We start from the raw sequence: 17,773 nt of genomic DNA, 5'->3' as shown, positions 1-17,773 counted from the left end.
AACAATAGCGTATTGTGGCATAAAAACAGACAATTCGGGAGTTTCAAATGACCTTCGAGTGGTGGTTCGCTTATCTGCTGACATCCATCATCCTTAGCCTTTCCCCAGGTTCAGGCGCCATTAACACCATGACCACCTCCATCAACCACGGCTATCGCGGTGCCGCAGCATCTATTGCCGGTTTGCAGACCGGTCTGGGCATTCATATCGTGCTGGTGGGCATTGGTCTGGGTACGCTGTTCTCCCGCTCGGTACTGGCCTTTGATGTGCTGAAATGGGCCGGTGCCGCGTACCTGATTTGGCTCGGTATTCAGCAGTGGCGTGCAGCAGGCTCAATTGATCTTAATACGCTCGCCCAGACGCAAACACGCGGACGCCTGTTTAAACGCGCGGTGTTTGTGAACCTGACCAACCCGAAAAGTATTGTTTTCCTCGCCGCGCTGTTCCCGCAGTTTATCGTCCCGCATCAGCCACAGGTCATGCAGTACGTGGTGCTGGGTGCGACCACCATTGTTGTCGATATCATCGTGATGATTGGTTACGCGACGCTGGCGCAGCGGATTGCGGTGTGGATTAAAGGGCCTAAGCAGATGAAGGCCCTGAACAAAGTCTTTGGTTCGCTGTTTATGCTGGTAGGCGCGCTGCTTGCGTCAGCGCGTCATGCTTAGCGAGAAATGATGAGATGAATGCCAAAGCCGGCGAACAACGCGCCGGCGAAGCCGTCAATCCACTTCGCAATACGCTGGTAACCGCGGCGCATCGCCGGTAAGGCAAACAGGCTGGCAACCACGGTAAACCACGCAAAAGTTTCCACCACGATCAGCAGGAAAATGCCCCAACGCGCACCCGCCCCCACGTTGTCACCCACAAACAGGGAGAACACGGAGCCGAAATAGATAATCGCTTTTGGGTTCGCCAGGTTGGTGAGCAGCCCTTTAATAAAACTCCGGCCGCCCGTTGCCAGCTCAACTTTCGGTTCTTCCGGCTTTTTCTCTTCTTTCTTCAACGCCCCGCGCAGCATCTGGTAGCCCATCCAGCAAAGGTAAAGCCCCCCGCCAACCATGATGATGTTGTGCAACCAGGCCATCTTCGCCAGAATCAGGTTCAGACCAAGCAGCGCCACGGCCGCCCAGACCATAACGCCCATGGTGATACCCAGCACCCCCATCATCGCTTCTTTGCGGGAGCGGCTGACGGCGGTTTGTGACACGAAGAAAAAGTCAGGGCCCGGGCTCATGAGCGCAACGATGTGCACTAACGCCACGGTAAGAAATAGCATTAACATAATTAACTCGCAGGGAAATAATTAAGTGAGTCACCATCCTGACATTTTTTAGGCTGGCTGACTACTCCTCATCGTCACCGTCGACATGAGCGCGGATAAGCGCCATAAACTCTTTGCCAAAGCGCTCCAGCTTGCGCGTGCCAACACCGTTGACGCTGAGCATTTCGCTGGCGCTGAGCGGCGTCTGCTCTGCCATCTCGATAAGCGTCGCATCGTTGAAGACCACGTAGGGCGGAATGTTCTCTTCATCAGCAATGGCTTTACGCAGCTTGCGCAGTTTGGCAAACAGCTTGCGATCGTAATTGCCGCCGTACGATTTTTGCATCACCCGCGGCTTCAGGGCGACAACGCGCGGAACCGCGAGCTTCAGTTCGATATCCCCGCGGAGCACCGGACGTGCCGCTTCGGTAAGCTGAAGCGCGGAGTGTTGGGCAATGTTTTGCGTGGCAAAGCCCAGGTGAATCAGCTGACGGATGATGCTCACCCAGTGCTCGTGGCTCTGGTCTTTGCCGATACCGTAGACGGGCAGCTTATCGTGTCCCATGTCGCGGATACGCTGGTTATTCGCCCCACGCAACACTTCCACCACGTAGCCCATGCCGAAGCGCTGGTTCACACGATAGATGGTCGAGAGCGCTTTGCGCGCATCCATCAGGCCATCGTATTGCTTTGGTGGGTCAAGACAGATATCGCAGTTGCCGCACGGCTCCTGACGCCCCTCGCCAAAGTAGTTGAGCAGCACCAGACGGCGGCAGGTTTGCGCTTCGGCAAACGCGCCCATCGCGTTGAGCTTGTGGCGTTCGATATCCTGCAGTTGGCCCTGCGGTTTCTCTTCCAGACAACGGCGCAGCCACGCCATGTCGGCCGGATCGTAAAACAGCATGGCTTCTGCAGGCAGCCCATCACGCCCGGCGCGGCCGGTTTCCTGGTAGTACGATTCGATATTGCGCGGAATGTCGAAGTGTACGACGAAGCGCACGTTCGGCTTGTTGATCCCCATTCCGAACGCCACCGTCGCCACCACAATCTGCAGGTCATCGCGTTGGAATTTCTCCTGCACATCGGCGCGAACCGCGTTTTCCAGCCCGGCATGGTAAGCGGCGGCGCTAAAACCACGGTTCTGCAGGCGCGCGGCCGTGTCTTCCACCTTCGCGCGGCTGTTGCAGTAGATGATGCCGGACTTCCCGCGCTGCTCCTGCACGTAGCGCAGAAGCTGATCCAGCGGCTTGAATTTTTCCATCAGCATGTAGCGGATGTTCGGGCGGTCGAAGCTGCTGACCTGAATCAGCGGATCGTTCAGCCCCAGCAGCCGGACGATATCCTGACGCGTGGTGTCATCTGCCGTCGCGGTGAGTGCCATAAACGGCAGTTCGGAAAAACGCTGACGGAGCTGGCCGAGCGCCGCATATTCCGGGCGGAAATCATGTCCCCACTGGGAGATACAGTGGGCTTCATCCACCGCCAGCAGGACCGGATTCCAGTGCGACAGATGATCGAGGAAGTTATCCAGCATCAGACGTTCCGGCGCGATATACAGCAGGCGAACCTGCCCGGTACGGCAACCGGCCATGACCTCTTGCTGCTGCTCGCGGGTCTGGCTGGAGTTAAGGCAGGCCGCCGCCACGCCGTTGGCAAGGAGCTGATCGACCTGATCTTTCATCAGGGAAATAAGAGGCGATACCACGACCGTCAGGCCGTTGAGCACCAGCGCGGGCACCTGATAGCAGAGGGATTTACCGCCGCCGGTAGGCATGACCACCAGACAATCGCGGCCTTCCAGCACGGTTTCAATGATGGTTTCCTGGCCAGGGCGGAACTGCTGGTAGCCAAAGGTTTCATGCAAAACCTGTTTAGCCAGCGATTCCTGATTCAATACTTCCGCCTGCGCCACGTTAACCCCATTTGCCAGAAATAAAACAGGCGCTATTTTCAGCGCCTGAGAGAGAAACTTCAACGTTTAACGAAAAAACATTCGAGCTGCCTAGAAAATATCGTTCAGCATCACGCCCACACCTACACGGGTCTGGTTGAAGTTGTAATCGATAAGCGACTCGCCGTAACCGCTGTAAACCTGAGTATAGAGGCGAACGTGCTTGCTCACCGGATAACTGAGACCCAGTTCCGCACCACCGTAACCGGTGTTCCAGTTGTACTGACCTTTGGCGCTCAGCACCGCGTCACCCAACTGATAGCCGATTTTGAGCTGATAGTAACCCATATATTTGGTGATATCCGGGTTGTCGTCGGTGTCGCCCACCACGAACCACGGCTTCACTTCCGCCATCCAGTTGCCGTTTTGCGCCATCAGTCGCGTATAGGCACGGTTCCAGCTGCGCGAGGTAGGGTCGGAGCGTCCGTTTGAATCGTGGTTAAAGCCCACCTCAATGTCACGCAGCGTCCAGCCCGCGAATTCATAATCGGTCGCAAAACCGAGGAACAGCTGCGGCTCATAGTTGGTTTCACGGAACGGTGAAGATTCGCCACTGTTGGAAAGCTGCCACCAGGATTTCTGCGTGTAAGAGGCGCCGAGCACCGAATTCGGTCCCAGAATGCCGCGCCAGAACGGGAACGCGAGACTTAACTGGAACTTCACTTCGTCTTTACGCGCATTATCGGACCAGTTATAGGAGCTTATCGCCTCTTTGTTGAGATCGCTGGTCTGCGTGTATATCACGTAGTTGGTGTCATACGGATACAGCGTGAACGGATTATCATGTTCCTGAAGAAGGTTCGCGATAATGCTGCCCTGCACGGCAGGTTGATCGTGAACTTCTTTAATCGTCGCTTCCTGGGCATATGCTGTGAGGGGCAGCGCAACCGCCGCCAGTAACCAGGCCAGATACGTCCGCATCGGTGGTGTTCTCCTGCAAAGAGTTAATTAGTTGAATTGTTATGTGGCGGATATTCTACATACTTCTGCGACAACTGCTGCATCCTCGTTTCTGAAAGTGGAATTCCTTATTGCTGAAGCATAAAATCAACATTTTATTAACAATAAGGATGTGATGCCTCATGTCAGCCATGCTTACCGCCGAAGAAGCGTTAAAACTCGTGGGCGAGATTTTTGTTTACCATATGCCGTTTAACCGTGCACTGGGTCTGGAACTCGAGCGCTACGAGAAAGCGTTTGCCCAGCTCAGCTTCAACAACCAGCCGATGATGGTAGGCAACTGGGCGCAGAGTATTTTGCATGGCGGGGTGATTGCCTCAGCGCTGGATGTGGCGGCGGGCCTGGTCTGTGTGGGCAGTACGCTGACGCGCCATGACACCATCAATGAAGACGAGTTGCGCCAGCGTTTGTCGCGTATGGGCACCATCGATTTACGCGTCGATTACCTGCGTCCCGGGCGCGGAAACCGTTTTACCGCCACCAGCAGCCTGCTGCGCGCCGGGAATAAGGTTGCCGTCGCCCGCGTTGAATTGCATAACGAAGAGCAGGTCTATATCGCCAGCGCAACTGCCACTTATATGGTGGGTTGAAACCCTAAAATCGGGTAAAATTAATTCACTTTTTTGTAACGGATTATCCCGATGGATGCTAAACAAACGCGGCAGGGCGTACTACTCGCCCTTGCCGCTTATTTTATTTGGGGTATCGCACCGGCGTACTTCAAGTTTATCGCTTACGTACCCGCTGACGAGATCCTCACACACCGTGTGATTTGGTCGTTTTTCTTTATGATCGCGCTGATGAGCGTTAGCCGTCAGTGGTCTGGCGTCAAAACGCTGCTGAAAACGCCGAAAAAGGTGTTCCTGCTGGCCCTCTCAGCCGTGCTGATAGGCGGCAACTGGCTGCTCTTTATCTGGGCAGTCAATAACCATCACATGCTCGAAGCGAGCCTGGGCTATTTTATTAATCCCCTGGTCAACATTGTTCTGGGCATGATTTTCCTGGGCGAGCGCTTCCGTCGTATGCAGTGGCTGGCGGTCATCCTCGCTTTTTGCGGCGTGCTGGTCCAGCTGTGGACCTTCGGTTCGCTGCCCGTGATCGCTCTGGGCCTGGCGTTCAGCTTTGCGTTTTACGGGCTGGTTCGGAAGAAGATAGCCGTTGAAGCGCAGACCGGGATGCTGTTTGAAACCCTGTGGCTATTGCCGGTCGCGGCGATTTACCTGTTTGGTATTGCCGACAGCGCAACCAGCCATATGGGCAGTAACCCGTTGTCGTTGAATCTGATGCTGATGGCGGCCGGTGTGGTAACCACCATTCCTCTGCTGTGCTTCACCGGTGCCGCAACGCGCCTGCGTCTCTCCACGCTGGGCTTCTTTCAGTACATCGGTCCGACGCTGATGTTCCTGCTGGCAGTGGTGTTTTACGGCGAAGTACCGGGCGCAGATAAGATGGTGACGTTTGCCTTTATCTGGGTGGCGCTGGCGATTTTTGTTGCAGACGCCCTTTATACCCAGCGCAGAACGCGCAAAGGATTGTAAGCGGTGATAAGGCGGGCAGGCACAACGCCACCCGCCTGATGTTTACAGCCAGTTACGGCGCTTGAAGTAGAGGTACGGCGCCAGCCCGGCGAGGATCATAAAGATAATCGCGCCGGGGTAGCCAAAGCTCCACTTAAGCTCCGGCATAAACTCAAAGTTCATCCCGTAGCTCGAGGCCACCAGCGTTGGTGGCAGGAAGACCACCGAGACCACCGAGAAGATCTTGATGATGCGGTTCTGCTCGATATTGATAAAGCCCATCGCCGCCTGCATCAGGAAGTTGACCTTCTGGAACAACGATTCATTGTGCGGCAGCAGGGATTCGATATCGCGCAGGATCTCACGCGCCTGCTCCAGCTGACCGCCCGGCAGACGCGCCTTACGCACCAGGAAGTTCAGCGCGCGCTGGGTATCCATCAGACACAAACGCACCTTCCAGCCGATATCTTCCAGCTCTGCCAGCGTCGAGAGCGCTTCGTCGTATTCATCGCCCTGATGACCTTCCATGATGACGCGGCTCAGCTTTTCCAGGTCGCTGTAGATGTTTTCAATTTCATCCGCCAGCTGTTCGATTTTGGTTTCAAACAGGTCCAGCAGCAGTTCGTAGGCATTACCGTCGACCATCGCCTGGCTACGGGCGCGCATGCGGTAGAGACGAAACGCGGGCAGCTCACGTTCGCGCAGGGTAAACAGGCGACCGTCACGAATGGTAAACGCCACGGTGGAGTTACCCGCGTGATCGTCGGCGTCTTCAAAGAAGAAGAAGGAGTGAATATGCAGACCGTCTTCATCTTCAAAAAAACGAGCAGATGCTTCGATGTCTTCCAGTTCCGGGCGGGTTGCCAGGCTTTGCCCCAGCTCAGATTGTACGCGAAGGCGCTCATCGTCGTCCGGCTCGACCAGATCCACCCATACGGCATCAATGAGGGGCTGTGACTCTTCGGCTTCAAGCCGAGTCAGTCGGTTATTTTCGAGTTGAAATGCGCTCAACATGACCGGGACTCCCAATGCAAAAAATATCGGACAGTTCGGTGGGCACACAGAAACAAATTGGGTTTCAGACCATTAAACAGCCTGACTCAGCGCGACGGGAATAATGCAGGTCGCTGACAACCACTAAGGCCATCAGCAAGAGGAGATAGCCTTAGGAGTTGTTCCTGGATGACAGGGAATTGAGCCAGTATCTACTGGGTGTGTCCAAGGCGAATGTCCTCTTAGCGTAATCGTGCGCGCATGTTACGCCAGCAGTAATAGTGGCGTCAACACGCAACGGAACGCTGAAGGGCATTAATTGACCTTCAACGTATAAGGCTAGCAGATTATTACAAAATAATGATATTTTTCTGAAAGTTACACAGTTTCCAGCCTGGCGTAGGCTGCCACCAGCCATTTGATACCTTGCCCCTGGAACGCCACCTGCAGGCGGCTGTGCTCGCCGCTACCTTCCAGATTGACGATGGTGCCTTCACCAAACTTAGCATGACGCACGCGCTGACCCAGCTTGTAGCCGGTGTCCGTTTCAGCAATCGGCGAGCCCATACGCTGATGGCTGACCGGGCGGCTGATACTGGCGCGCAGGCGCACCTCTTCCACGCACTCTTCCGGCAGTTCGCCGATAAAGCGCGACGGACGGTGATACACCTCTTTACCGTACAGGCGTCGGGTTTCGGCATAGGTCAGCGTCAGCTTTTGCATCGCGCGCGTCACGCCAACATAGGCCAGACGACGCTCCTCCTCCAGACGCCCACCTTCATCCAGCGACATCTGGCTCGGGAACATCCCCTCTTCCATCCCGACGATAAACACCTGCGGGAACTCCAGACCTTTGGCGGAGTGCAGGGTCATAAGTTGAACCGCATCCTGCCAGGTGTCTGCCTGCCCTTCGCCCGCTTCCAGCGCCGCGTGGGAGAGGAACGCCTGCAGCGGCATCAAATCTTCGTCTTCTTCGTTGTAGCTGAACTGGCGCGTTGCCGTCACCAGTTCCTCTAAGTTCTCAATACGGGTCTGGCCCTTTTCGCCTTTCTCCTGCTCATACATGGTGCGCAGGCCGGAGTCTTTAATCACCCGGTCGGTCTGTACGTGCAGAGGCATATCGGCCGTTTCCTGTGCCAGGGCATCAATCAGCTCCAGGAAGCGTTGTAAGGCGCTGGCTGCACGTCCGGCGAGCGCTTTCTCCTGCAACAGCTCGCGGCACGCCTGCCAGAGTGTCAGCTGGCGATCGCGGGAGGCCTGGCGCACCACGTCCAGGGTACGGTCACCGATGCCGCGGGTTGGGGTGTTCACCACGCGCTCAAACGCCGCATCGTCATTACGGTTTGCGATCAGACGCAGATACGAGAGCGCGTCTTTGATCTCCTGACGTTCAAAGAAGCGCATGCCGCCGTAAATACGGTACGGCATACTCACCTGCAGCAACGCCTCCTCCAGCACACGCGACTGGGCGTTGCTGCGATAGAGAATGGCACACTGCTCCAGCGCGCCGCCGTTGTCCTGCCAGGTTTTAATACGGTTCACCACAAAGCGCGCTTCATCAAGTTCGTTGAATGCGCAGTAGATAGAGATCGGTTCACCGTCAACGCCATCGGTCCACAGCTTTTTACCCAGACGCCCGTTGTTGTTCTCAATCAGGGCGTTGGCGGCGCTCAGAATGTTGCTGGTCGAACGGTAGTTCTGCTCCAGACGGATAGTCTGAGCACCGGGGAAATCATTGAGGAAGCGCTGAATGTTTTCCACCTGCGCCCCACGCCAGCCATAGATGGACTGATCGTCATCACCGACGATCATCACCTTGCCGGTATCACCGGCCAGCAGGCGGATCCATGCATACTGGATGTTATTGGTATCCTGGAATTCGTCCACCAGAATATTGGTGAAGCGTTCACGATAGTGCTGCAGGATATGCGGTTTGTTGAGCCACAGCTCATGCGCACGCAGCAGCAGCTCAGCAAAGTCCACCAGACCTGCGCGATCGCACGCCTCCTGGTAGGCTTTATAAACGTTCTGCCAGGTTTGCTCGACCGGGTTGCCGAAGCTCTGAATATGGTGCGGACGCAGCCCTTCGTCTTTCTGGCCGTTGATGTACCACATTGCCTGACGCGGCGGCCACTGCTTCTCGTCAAGATTCATCGCCTTGATAAGACGCTTCAGCAGACGCAGCTGATCTTCGCTGTCGAGGATCTGGAAATCCTGCGGCAGGTTAGCGTCCATATGGTGCGCCCGCAGCAGGCGATGCGCCAGACCGTGGAAAGTCCCCACCCACATGCCGCCCTGGCTGGTGCCCATCAGCTGTGCGATTCGGTGGCGCATCTCTGCCGCCGCCTTGTTGGTAAACGTCACCGCCATAATGGAGTACGGCGAGCAGTTTTCCACGCTCTGCAGCCACGCAATACGGTGTACCAGCACGCGCGTCTTACCACTGCCCGCCCCAGCCAGCACCAGCATGTTGGTGCGCGAAGCGGCAACCGCGTCACGCTGTTTGTCATTAAGGCTGTCGAGCAGGTAAGAAACGTCCATTGGCACCGTCACGTAATGTCAGGCAGGCGAATGTGATTCCTTCGCCAAAACCCTGTTAATTTATACAGAACAATTGATGATTATATCAGCGTCGTGAGGGATGCCAACCGTGAAATTTCCACGTGCGGCAGAAGACGGCTGTCCGGCGTTGTCATCAGGTCAGCGTTTTCCGGCTTGATCCAGCAGGCCTGCATGCCGCAGCGGATCGCCCCGGCCACGTCCGTGGTCAGGTCATCACCCACATGCAACATTTCGCCGAGCGGCAGGTTCAGTTTTTCCGCCGCCAGGTGATACATATCGTTAAACGGTTTCGAGCGCCCGTGCGGGCCCGCGCGCAGCACAAACTCAAAATAATCGCCAAGACCAAACAGGTCAGGCTGGGCATTGCCATTGGTAATCGCCACCAGCGGCCACTTCTCTGCCAACGCGGCCAGCGTATCGTGGGTCTCCTGTGGCACATCAATACGGCTGCGCCATTTGGCGAAGTTTTCCATGGACGCTTCAGCCCCTATCGCCGCATCACGCGCGCTCATGCCAACATTCAGCATCGCCTGTTCAACCGCACGTCGACGCCATTCGGTCACGTCATGGTAAATGTCCGGCTCGGTCTCCCGCAGGGACTGACGCAGCTGCTGGAAGTCCTTGTTCTGCATCGTCTTCAGCGCCGGGTGATAGTTCTGCACAAACGCCAGCGACTCCTGCTCGGTACGCAGGATCACCTGGCGGTTATCATAAAGGGTGTCATCAAGGTCAAAGGTAAGGGCTGATATCTGACCCAGTGGGCGGTAAAAACGCATTATTTCCCCCGTTTGGCGCGTGGATGCGCCGCGTCATACACCGAGGCAAGGTGCTGGAAGTCTAAGTGGGTATAAATTTGGGTGGTGGACAAATTCGCGTGGCCGAGCAGTTCCTGCACGCCGCGCAGATCGCCGCTTGATTCAAGCATGTGGGTCGCAAAAGAGTGGCGCAGCTTGTGCGGGTGAACATGGCTGTTCAGCCCCTGCTTAATGCCCCACTCCGCAAAACGTTTCTGCACGTTACGCGCCGAGATCCGCTTGCCGAGTTTCGACAGGAACAGCGCCTCTTCTTCCGCGCCAAACAGCCCGCGCAGGTCAAGCCAGTGCTCAATCCAGGCGACAGCGTTGCGACCAATCGGCAGGCGGCGCTCTTTGCTGCCCTTGCCCATCACCCACACTTCGCCGGTGTCCAGATCGAGATGTTTTATATCGAGATTGACCAGTTCAGACAGACGCAGTCCGGCACCGTACATCACCTCCAGCATCGCGCGGTCACGCACCGCCAGCGGATCGTTAAGATCGATATCCAGCAGGCGATTGACATCATCGACGTCGATATTTTTAGGCAGATGACGCGGTGCTTTTGGCGTGGCAATGCCTTTCGCCGGGTTGGCTTTAAGGCTGCCCTGGCTCACCAGCCAGTCGAAGAAACTGCGCAGGGCAGAGAGCCTGAGCGCCAGACTCGCCGGGCCTAACCCTTTCCTGCGGCTACGCACGACGACGCCTCGAACCGTCGCAGCGTCACATTGTTGCCAGCTTTTCAGGCCGATTTCATCGGCAATCTGCATGATGGCATCAAGCTGACGCTGATAGTTCAGCAGCGTTATGGGGCTAAGCTGACGTTCAACCCCCAGGTAGCGCAGAAACCGCGCGACGTCAGTGGCAAGAAGTCCGTCCGTCATACGCGCTCAATCCAGCGCTCCAGCAGCTCAGGCAGCATCAGGGCGATCTCCTGCAACAGGTGCGTACCTTGCCCCTGCTCATAGTGATGCGCGTCGCGACTGGTAAATAACATCACGCCTAAGTCGCCATCGCGCCCCATCAATGACATGGCCACCGAGCCAATCGCTTTGGCTTCTGGCAATACCACCAGCAATTCTGGTCCGTTCAGCGGCCCCAGATAGTGATGTTGATGCCCCAGACGCTGAATACGTAGCGGCTCAAACGCCTGACGGCTCAGCGCCAGATGGGTGAAACCAGACGGTGCACCAATGCGCCAGCGGTCGGGGAAGAGACGAAGGGTTGCGCCTGCAAGCCCCAGTTCTCGCGCCCAGCGGTGGAAACGGCTGAGAAACTCGTCAAGGCTGTGGGCCGAGGCCAGACGCGCCTGCAGATGCAGCAGTCGATAGAACAGGCTTTCGTTATTGTTCGCCTGTTCCATGAGCAGCGTCATGTTCTCTTCAAGCTGATTGATGTGGTTGCGCGCGCGAGCCATGTGCCATTCGACCAGCGACACGGTCCCGCGCACCGGATGCGGCACGCGCATCTGTTCGACAAGACGTGCATTGCGAATAAAAAACGCGGGATTGTTCAGCAGATAATCAACAACAGCACTGTCGTCCAGTTCCGTCACCGTTTCCTGCAGTTCTTCCCCTGGTTGCTTCATAGATGGATAAACCCGTCATAGACATGTACCGCCGGGCCAGTCATAAACAGCGGATGACCCGGTCCTTTCCAGGCGATATCAAGACGACCGCCTGGTAACTCCACGCGAACCTCTTCTGCCAGTAACCCCTGAGCGATGCCGACGGCCACCGCCGCGCAGGCACCGCTTCCGCAGGCCTGGGTTTCGCCCGCGCCGCGTTCATACACCCGCAGACGGATGTGTTCACGCTTCACCACCTGCATAAAACCAATGTTCGCGCGTTCCGGGAAGCGTTCATGGCTTTCCAGCACCGGGCCGAGGGTTTCAACGGCGGCGGTCTCCACATCATCAACCTGAATCACGCAGTGTGGGTTTCCCATCGAGACGACGCCACACAATACTGTCTGCTCGGCCGCACGCATAATATAGGTCTTTTCCGCTTTGTTTGCGCGAAACGGCACGGCGGAAGGTTCAAAGTTCGGCTCGCCCATATTCACGCGAACCAGATCGTCATCGGTGACGCTGAGCACCATGCGACCATTCGCGGTACTGACGCGGATATCGCGCTTGTTCGTCAGCCCTTTCAGGCGGACAAAGCGGGCAAAACAGCGCGCACCGTTGCCGCACTGGGAGACTTCACTGCCGTCAGCGTTAAAAATACGGTAGTGGAAATCGAGGTCAGGATCGTACGGCGGCTCAACCACCAGCAGCTGATCGAACCCCACGCCCAGATGCCGATCCGCCAGGCGGCGGATCAGTTCCGGGGAGAAAAAGACATTCTGCGTTACCGCGTCGACGACCATAAAATCGTTGCCAAGGCCATGCATCTTAGAGAACTGCATCATTCGCTCCATTGCGCGGGTACAGAACGTAATCGTCAGAGATTAACCTGAGTCGGACCACCATTATTGCCACGATCGTTCGTGTCTGGCGTGGAAGACTCAATACCGCTTTGCACAGGTTTCGTCGGCGGCGGCGCCGTTTTATCCGCTGGCGGGAAGTAAAGCGGTCCCTTCAGTCCACAGCCCGTCAGACTAAACAGCGTGATGAGAACGGCAAGCGTTCGGAAAACGTTTTTCATTATAAAGTTGCCCGTAAGTTCAAATCTGTTTCTATCATCGCAGGAGAAGACACAAAAGCAAGAGTTTGCCGCTTTCCTGCAACGGGAATTATTTAGCGTTATACTGCCGGCATCACGAAAAACAGGAACAAAACCATGAACGACAGTGAATTCCATCGCCTTGCAGACACCTTATGGATGACCATCGAAGAGCGGCTTGACGACTGGGACGGCGACAGCGATATCGATTGTGAGATCAACGGCGGCATTCTGACCCTGAGCTTCGAAAACGGCAGCAAAATTATTATTAACCGCCAGGAGCCGCTTCACCAGGTCTGGCTGGCCGCCAAACAGGGTGGCTACCATTTCGATCTGAAAGAGGGCGAATGGGTGTGTGACCGTAGCGGCGAAACGTTCTGGGATCTGCTGGAACAGGCGGCGACCGCGCAGGCAGGCGAAGACGTGCGTTTTCGTTGAGTCTGTTTTGCCCGGTGGTGCACTGCATACCGGGCAAAAACTGTCAGGAGAAATACTGCTGCAACAGCGGGGTAGTGTCCTGGCTGGCGGGAACCGCTGGCGTAACGGCCTGCGTACGGAACGGAATCACCTGCGAACGTCCGTCTACATTCACAATCTGGTAGAACTGCGGTAGGTTAAAGTTGATGAAGCTGGAGCCGTAGGTAAAGCGGTCATGTGAGGACGAATAGAAGCGGCTGACGTCGCGCACCAGCTCCTCTTTACTGCCTTCACAGTGGTGATAAACCTCAGCGCGGTTCGTCTCATCCAGGATGTAGATGTTGAAACCGGCGTCGTCACCCGACTCTTCAAAGAAGAACTGAATAATTCCTTCGCTCGCAAAGCCATCCACGACCTGTGGCAGTTTCACGTGGTTGGTTTCCACCTGCACTGACAGGCCATGCAGCTTGTTGTGCGAAATGGCGCCGTAGAACTCGATGGCGTTTTCCAGCTTCTGTACTGAAACATTCAGGCGCTCGAAGAACAGGCCCCAGGTCTGTCCGGAGACGCGCAGCGCTTTAAAGCGACCGGTTTCCTGACGGGTACTGGAGAGGCGCAGTTCGATGCACTCCGAAACCAGCTGCTGCACACGGGTACGGATCAGACCGCGCAGATGCTGGCTATAGCAGAACACCTCAACGCTGTCCGGCGGCGCAGCGTCCTGGTGCATCTTGCCGAGAATCGTTTTCAGCGCTTCGATCATCGCCTGCTCGCCGTTGAAGTGCAGAGTACGCACTTCGTTCCACGAGTTGCGGTACAGCAGGTCTACGCTGCCCACCAGGCAGTTTTGCTGCTCGCCAAAGCTAAAGACATCCAGTTTGCGGAAGTCAAAATGAACCACCTGATTGCGGAAGGCCGCCGTCGGGTCATATTCCAGGTTGACGATGATCGCCAGATGGCGAATTTCACACGGACTGTAGAGCGCTTTTGGCGTCGGCGCCGGCAGACGCAGCGGGAAGTGGTGGGAGACATCCGCCACCATCTCCTGCAGTTTGGCTAAATCGACAACCTCGTTGCCTTTGATAAACAGCCGGGTACGCGAGGTCAGCAGGCCGTTGAACCAGGCCCAGGCCACCAGCTTGTTCAGGTAGCGGTTATATTCCAGCGGCTGATGGCTGATGATCGAGTCCATGCTTGGCGCACGGTTGTACAGGTACCACCCGGTGCGGTTTGCGCGGCCCGGCGGCACATAGATAAAGGTCAGGTTCGGTTCTGACAGGTCCGGTGAAATCTGCGGGTTAACCAGCGTGACTTTACCCGGCAATGCTTCAAACGCCGCGTACAGTTTACGCGTCAATACCCCGATGTCCTGCGGGCTGGCGGAAACGCTGAGATTGTTACGACGCGCAAAGCGGATAAGGTTGCGGTAGCTTTGCATCATGGCGTCGAGCAGTTCGTTGTGCGCTTCACGCACCTGATCGATTTTCCAGTTGGCGCGGTTATCAAGCATCGACAGACGTTCTTCGTCCCATCCCCACTCTTTAACCAACTGACTGACCACTTCACGACGCCAGCCCACGCATGCGCGTTCGCGGCTGAGTTTTTCACAGACTTTGAGATAGAAACATCGACGCACCAGATCGAGACGCGTGGTGTCATCAATGGCTTTCAGATATTCGGTGACGCGTTCAAGCATCATGCAGTAAGCATCCAGCCCGTAGGAGACAATTTCTCCGTCGTGCAGACGCTGCTTGATATCTTTCGCCAGCAAACGCGGCGTGGGGTATTCCCAGGAATAGGCTTCCAGCAGCAGGGTTTTCAGCACGGCCTTATACGGCGAATCAATGCTTTTATAAAGCTGCCAGAGGCTCGCGCCAAAGTACTCTTCGGCGGAAAGCGAACTGAGGCCACCCAGATCCAGCCATTCATTTGGTGTCAGCACACCCTGGGAGTACAACGACATTACGTAATCGTCGTAATGCTCTTCTTCGTCGCACGGCACCATATTCCACAGAATACGCTTACCGGCCAGGCGAACGGCAGTACGGTAAAACTCGTCCAGCAGTAAGATGTGCTGGGTTGAGCCGCAGTCTTCACCACCCAGACTGCCACTTTCGTTATGACGGAAACGGTTTTCATCAATCAGGAAGAAACTGACTTCCACGCCAAGCGACGCGGCCCAGCTTTCCAGCAGGCTGCACTTTCGCTGCAGCAGCTGACGCTCGTCGTTATCGAGCCAGGACTGATGACAGACCCAGATGTCCAGGTCCGAAGAACAGCTTTGCCCAACCGAGGAGGTGCTGCCCATGGTGTAAACGCCTGTAATCGGCAGTTCACCTTTCGGTGATTCCTGCGGCGGCATGCCACGGTAGAGTTCAAGTTCGGTCAGGTAGTGTTGTTGGGTTTCATCAGGCGTGAAAAGACAGATGCCTCTGGGAACGTTACCGTCAAGGTAGCCAGGCATCAGCGGATGGTGATAGTGCAATAATGTCGGCAGAAGACTGTATACCTGCTGGAAAGCAGGGCCCATAGCAGCAAGCGCGCGATCGACACGCAGTTGGTTTATGGCATCCAGTCTCTGTTTCAGAGTCTCAATATAGAGGTACAAGACGTATCGCCTGATGTTTCCGGGTGTCGCACGCTATTCAAAACAGAAATAACAGCGGACCCGCAGTATTACAAAAAGAGAACCGTTACCTTTTTTCGCCCTTATCATTATGGTGGTACCGACGAAAAAATGGTCTAAAACGTGATCAATTTAACACCTTGCCGGTTGACCGTAAAGAAAGATGCGCTACATACAGTGTAGCACCGTTCTGTACGTGTAAATTCCTTAATACGGCTGTGGCTGACGAGAACCCCGCCCTGTCCCTCTCTTCTTCATCACCGTAAAACTGCCATCCCAGAGTCAACAATGTTAGGATGGTTAGCGATTGATAATGACGGTAACAAGCATGTTAGACAATGTTTTGAGAATTGCCACACGCCAAAGCCCTCTTGCGCTCTGGCAGGCACATTATGTTAAGCAGCGCCTTGAAGCCTGCCACAGTGGATTGTGCGTCGAGCTGGTGCCGATGGTCACGCGCGGTGACGTGATCCTTGATACGCCACTGGCTAAAGTGGGCGGCAAAGGCCTGTTTGTCAAAGAACTGGAACTGGCATTGCTTGAGAACCGCGCCGATATCGCCGTACATTCGATGAAAGATGTGCCCGTCGAGTTCCCGGAAGGGCTGGGGCTGGTGACCATTTGCGAGCGTGAAGATCCGCGCGATGCGTTTGTCTCCAATCACTATGATTCGCTCGATGCGTTGCCAGAAGGCAGCGTGGTTGGCACGTCCAGTTTACGTCGTCAGTGTCAGCTGGCAGAACGTCGTCCGGACCTGATCATTCGTTCGCTGCGCGGTAACGTTGGTACGCGTCTGAGCAAGCTGGATAACGGCGATTACGATGCCATTATCCTCGCGGTTGCGGGTCTGAAGCGCCTGGGGCTGACGTCGCGCATTCGCGTCGCGTTGCCGCCTGAGCTGTCGCTGCCGGCCGTGGGTCAGGGTGCCGTCGGCATTGAATGCCGTCTGGATGATGAGCGTACCCGCGCGCTGCTTGCCCCACTGAACCATGATGAGACCGCTATCCGCGTTAACGCCGAGCGCGCCATGAACACCCGCCTCGAAGGAGGGTGTCAGGTGCCGATTGGCAGCTATGCTGAATTAATTAACGGTGAACTGTGGCTGCGAGCGCTGGTTGGCGCACCGGACGGTTCACAGATGGTACGCGGCGAACGTCGCGGTAAAGCGCAAGATGCCGAACAGCTTGGCGTGTCGCTGGCAGAAGAGCTGCTGGATAACGGCGCCCGCGAGATCCTGGCTGAGGTGTATAATGGAGAACCCCCTGCATGAGTATTCTTGTCACCCGCCCTTCTCCCACAGGAGAGCAGTTAGTGAGCCGTCTGCGCGCACTGGGGCAGGTGGCCTGGAGTTTTCCGCTCATTGAATTCTCCCCCGGTCGGGAGCTGTCCGCGCTTGCCGACCATATGAATACCCTCCAGCAGGGCGACTTGCTGTTTGCGCTGTCGCAACATGCGGTGGAATTTGCCCAGGCGCAGCTGCAACAGCAGGGGCTTAACTGGCCAACCGCCCCTCACTATTTTGCGATTGGTCGTACAACGGCACTGGCGTTGCATACCGTAAGCGGAACAGATGTTCGTTACCCGTTAGATCGGGAAATCAGCGAAGTCTTGCTACAATTACCTGAATTACAAACTATTGCCGGAAAGCGTGCACTCATTTTACGCGGTAACGGCGGGCGCGAACTGTTGGGTGAAACGCTGCGGGAACGCGGGGCTGAGGTCACGTTCTGCGAATGCTATCAGCGTTGTGCAAAACATTACGATGGTGCGGAAGAGGCGATGCGCTGGCATATGCGCGGCATTACGACCCTGGTGGTGACCAGCGGTGAAATGCTGCAGCAGCTCTGGTCGCTGGTGCCCCTTTGGTATCGTGAAAACTGGTTACTCCACTGCCGGCTTCTGGTCGTCAGTGAGCGTCTGGCGAACCAGGCCCGGGAACTGGGCTGGCAAGATATTCGGATCGCTGATAACGCTGACAACGATGCGCTGCTGCGCGCATTACAATAACTCTCATAATGGGAAG

18 protein-coding genes are annotated in these 17,773 nt (G+C 56.1%); 6 read left to right on the top strand and 12 right to left on the bottom strand.

Going from position 1 to position 17,773, the window contains the following annotated elements:
* Positions 1 to 47 precede the first annotated feature (47 nt).
* Complete coding sequence (gene rhtB, locus QMG44_RS22700) at positions 48 to 668, top strand: homoserine/homoserine lactone efflux protein (protein ID WP_032679213.1); 621 nt, start codon at positions 48 to 50, stop codon at positions 666 to 668.
* Here the strand turns inward: rhtB and rhtC are convergent.
* From rhtC to pldA, 3 genes are all read right to left on the bottom strand, one after another.
* Complete coding sequence (rhtC, locus tag QMG44_RS22695) at positions 665 to 1,285, bottom strand: threonine export protein RhtC (protein WP_014172126.1); 621 nt, start codon at positions 1,283 to 1,285, stop codon at positions 665 to 667. The genes rhtB and rhtC overlap by 4 nt on opposite strands.
* A gap of 61 nt (positions 1,286 to 1,346) precedes the next feature.
* The gene (gene recQ / locus QMG44_RS22690; RefSeq protein WP_086533006.1) at positions 1,347 to 3,176 is read right to left on the bottom strand and encodes an ATP-dependent DNA helicase RecQ; all 1,830 of its coding nucleotides are present in this window, start codon (positions 3,174 to 3,176) and stop codon (positions 1,347 to 1,349) included.
* A 90-nt stretch (positions 3,177 to 3,266) separates the two neighbouring features.
* The gene (pldA, locus tag QMG44_RS22685) at positions 3,267 to 4,136 is read right to left on the bottom strand and encodes a phospholipase A (protein ID WP_020882880.1); all 870 of its coding nucleotides are present in this window, start codon (positions 4,134 to 4,136) and stop codon (positions 3,267 to 3,269) included.
* Positions 4,137 to 4,297: 161 nt separating this feature from the next.
* Here pldA and yigI point away from each other — a divergent pair, with 161 nt between their 5' ends.
* Positions 4,298 to 4,765, top strand: coding sequence for an acyl-CoA thioesterase YigI (yigI, locus tag QMG44_RS22680; RefSeq protein WP_014172129.1), 468 nt, complete (start codon positions 4,298 to 4,300; stop codon positions 4,763 to 4,765).
* 51 nt (positions 4,766 to 4,816) lie between these two features.
* On the top strand, positions 4,817 to 5,713 hold the full coding sequence (gene rarD / locus QMG44_RS22675; protein WP_014172130.1) for an EamA family transporter RarD: 897 nt from the start codon (positions 4,817 to 4,819) through the stop codon (positions 5,711 to 5,713).
* Positions 5,714 to 5,755: 42 nt separating this feature from the next.
* Here rarD and corA read toward each other — a convergent pair whose 3' ends face one another.
* The 8 genes from corA to QMG44_RS22635 form a co-directional block, all read right to left on the bottom strand.
* The gene (gene corA / locus QMG44_RS22670) at positions 5,756 to 6,706 is read right to left on the bottom strand and encodes a magnesium/cobalt transporter CorA (protein ID WP_020882881.1); all 951 of its coding nucleotides are present in this window, start codon (positions 6,704 to 6,706) and stop codon (positions 5,756 to 5,758) included.
* A gap of 151 nt (positions 6,707 to 6,857) precedes the next feature.
* On the bottom strand, positions 6,858 to 6,914 hold the full coding sequence (gene ysgD / locus QMG44_RS22665) for a YsgD/CorL family protein (RefSeq protein WP_212743980.1): 57 nt from the start codon (positions 6,912 to 6,914) through the stop codon (positions 6,858 to 6,860).
* 149 nt (positions 6,915 to 7,063) lie between these two features.
* Positions 7,064 to 9,226, bottom strand: a complete 2,163-nt coding sequence (gene uvrD, locus QMG44_RS22660) for a DNA helicase II (protein ID WP_020882882.1) — start codon at positions 9,224 to 9,226, stop codon at positions 7,064 to 7,066.
* Positions 9,227 to 9,306: 80 nt separating this feature from the next.
* The gene (gene yigB, locus QMG44_RS22655) at positions 9,307 to 10,023 is read right to left on the bottom strand and encodes a 5-amino-6-(5-phospho-D-ribitylamino)uracil phosphatase YigB (protein WP_086533007.1); all 717 of its coding nucleotides are present in this window, start codon (positions 10,021 to 10,023) and stop codon (positions 9,307 to 9,309) included.
* The gene (gene xerC, locus QMG44_RS22650; RefSeq protein ID WP_032679215.1) at positions 10,023 to 10,925 is read right to left on the bottom strand and encodes a tyrosine recombinase XerC; all 903 of its coding nucleotides are present in this window, start codon (positions 10,923 to 10,925) and stop codon (positions 10,023 to 10,025) included. The genes yigB and xerC overlap by 1 nt, the downstream gene beginning before the upstream one ends.
* On the bottom strand, positions 10,922 to 11,629 hold the full coding sequence (locus QMG44_RS22645) for a DUF484 domain-containing protein (RefSeq protein WP_014172135.1): 708 nt from the start codon (positions 11,627 to 11,629) through the stop codon (positions 10,922 to 10,924). Before QMG44_RS22645 ends, xerC begins: the two co-directional genes overlap by 4 nt.
* Entirely contained in the window at positions 11,626 to 12,450 is an 825-nt protein-coding gene (dapF, locus tag QMG44_RS22640) for a diaminopimelate epimerase (protein WP_020882883.1), read from the bottom strand. Before dapF ends, QMG44_RS22645 begins: the two co-directional genes overlap by 4 nt.
* 35 nt (positions 12,451 to 12,485) lie before the next feature.
* Positions 12,486 to 12,689, bottom strand: coding sequence for an LPS translocon maturation chaperone LptM (locus QMG44_RS22635; RefSeq protein ID WP_025202779.1), 204 nt, complete (start codon positions 12,687 to 12,689; stop codon positions 12,486 to 12,488).
* 135 nt (positions 12,690 to 12,824) lie between these two features.
* Here QMG44_RS22635 and cyaY point away from each other — a divergent pair, with 135 nt between their 5' ends.
* Positions 12,825 to 13,145 (top strand): iron donor protein CyaY, encoded by a 321-nt coding sequence (gene cyaY, locus QMG44_RS22630; protein ID WP_014172137.1) that lies wholly within the window; start codon positions 12,825 to 12,827, stop codon positions 13,143 to 13,145.
* Between the two features lie 43 nt (positions 13,146 to 13,188).
* Here the strand turns inward: cyaY and cyaA are convergent, their stop codons facing one another.
* A complete protein-coding gene (gene cyaA, locus QMG44_RS22625) occupies positions 13,189 to 15,732 on the bottom strand; it encodes a class I adenylate cyclase (RefSeq protein WP_014172138.1) in 2,544 nt (847 codons plus the stop codon).
* A gap of 346 nt (positions 15,733 to 16,078) precedes the next feature.
* Between cyaA and hemC the strand changes: the two genes are divergently transcribed.
* Both hemC and hemD read left to right on the top strand, forming a co-directional pair.
* Entirely contained in the window at positions 16,079 to 17,020 is a 942-nt protein-coding gene (gene hemC, locus QMG44_RS22620; RefSeq protein ID WP_032669623.1) for a hydroxymethylbilane synthase, read from the top strand.
* Entirely contained in the window at positions 17,017 to 17,757 is a 741-nt protein-coding gene (gene hemD / locus QMG44_RS22615; protein WP_086533008.1) for a uroporphyrinogen-III synthase, read from the top strand. The genes hemC and hemD overlap by 4 nt, the downstream gene beginning before the upstream one ends.
* Positions 17,758 to 17,773: the final 16 nt, after the last annotated feature.

Origin of the sequence: Enterobacter sp. 200527-13 (genome assembly GCF_027924865.1) — a bacterium.
In the GTDB taxonomy this organism is placed as follows: Bacteria; Pseudomonadota; Gammaproteobacteria; order Enterobacterales; family Enterobacteriaceae; genus Enterobacter; species Enterobacter ludwigii.
This window is presented reverse-complemented; position numbering and strand designations above follow the sequence as displayed.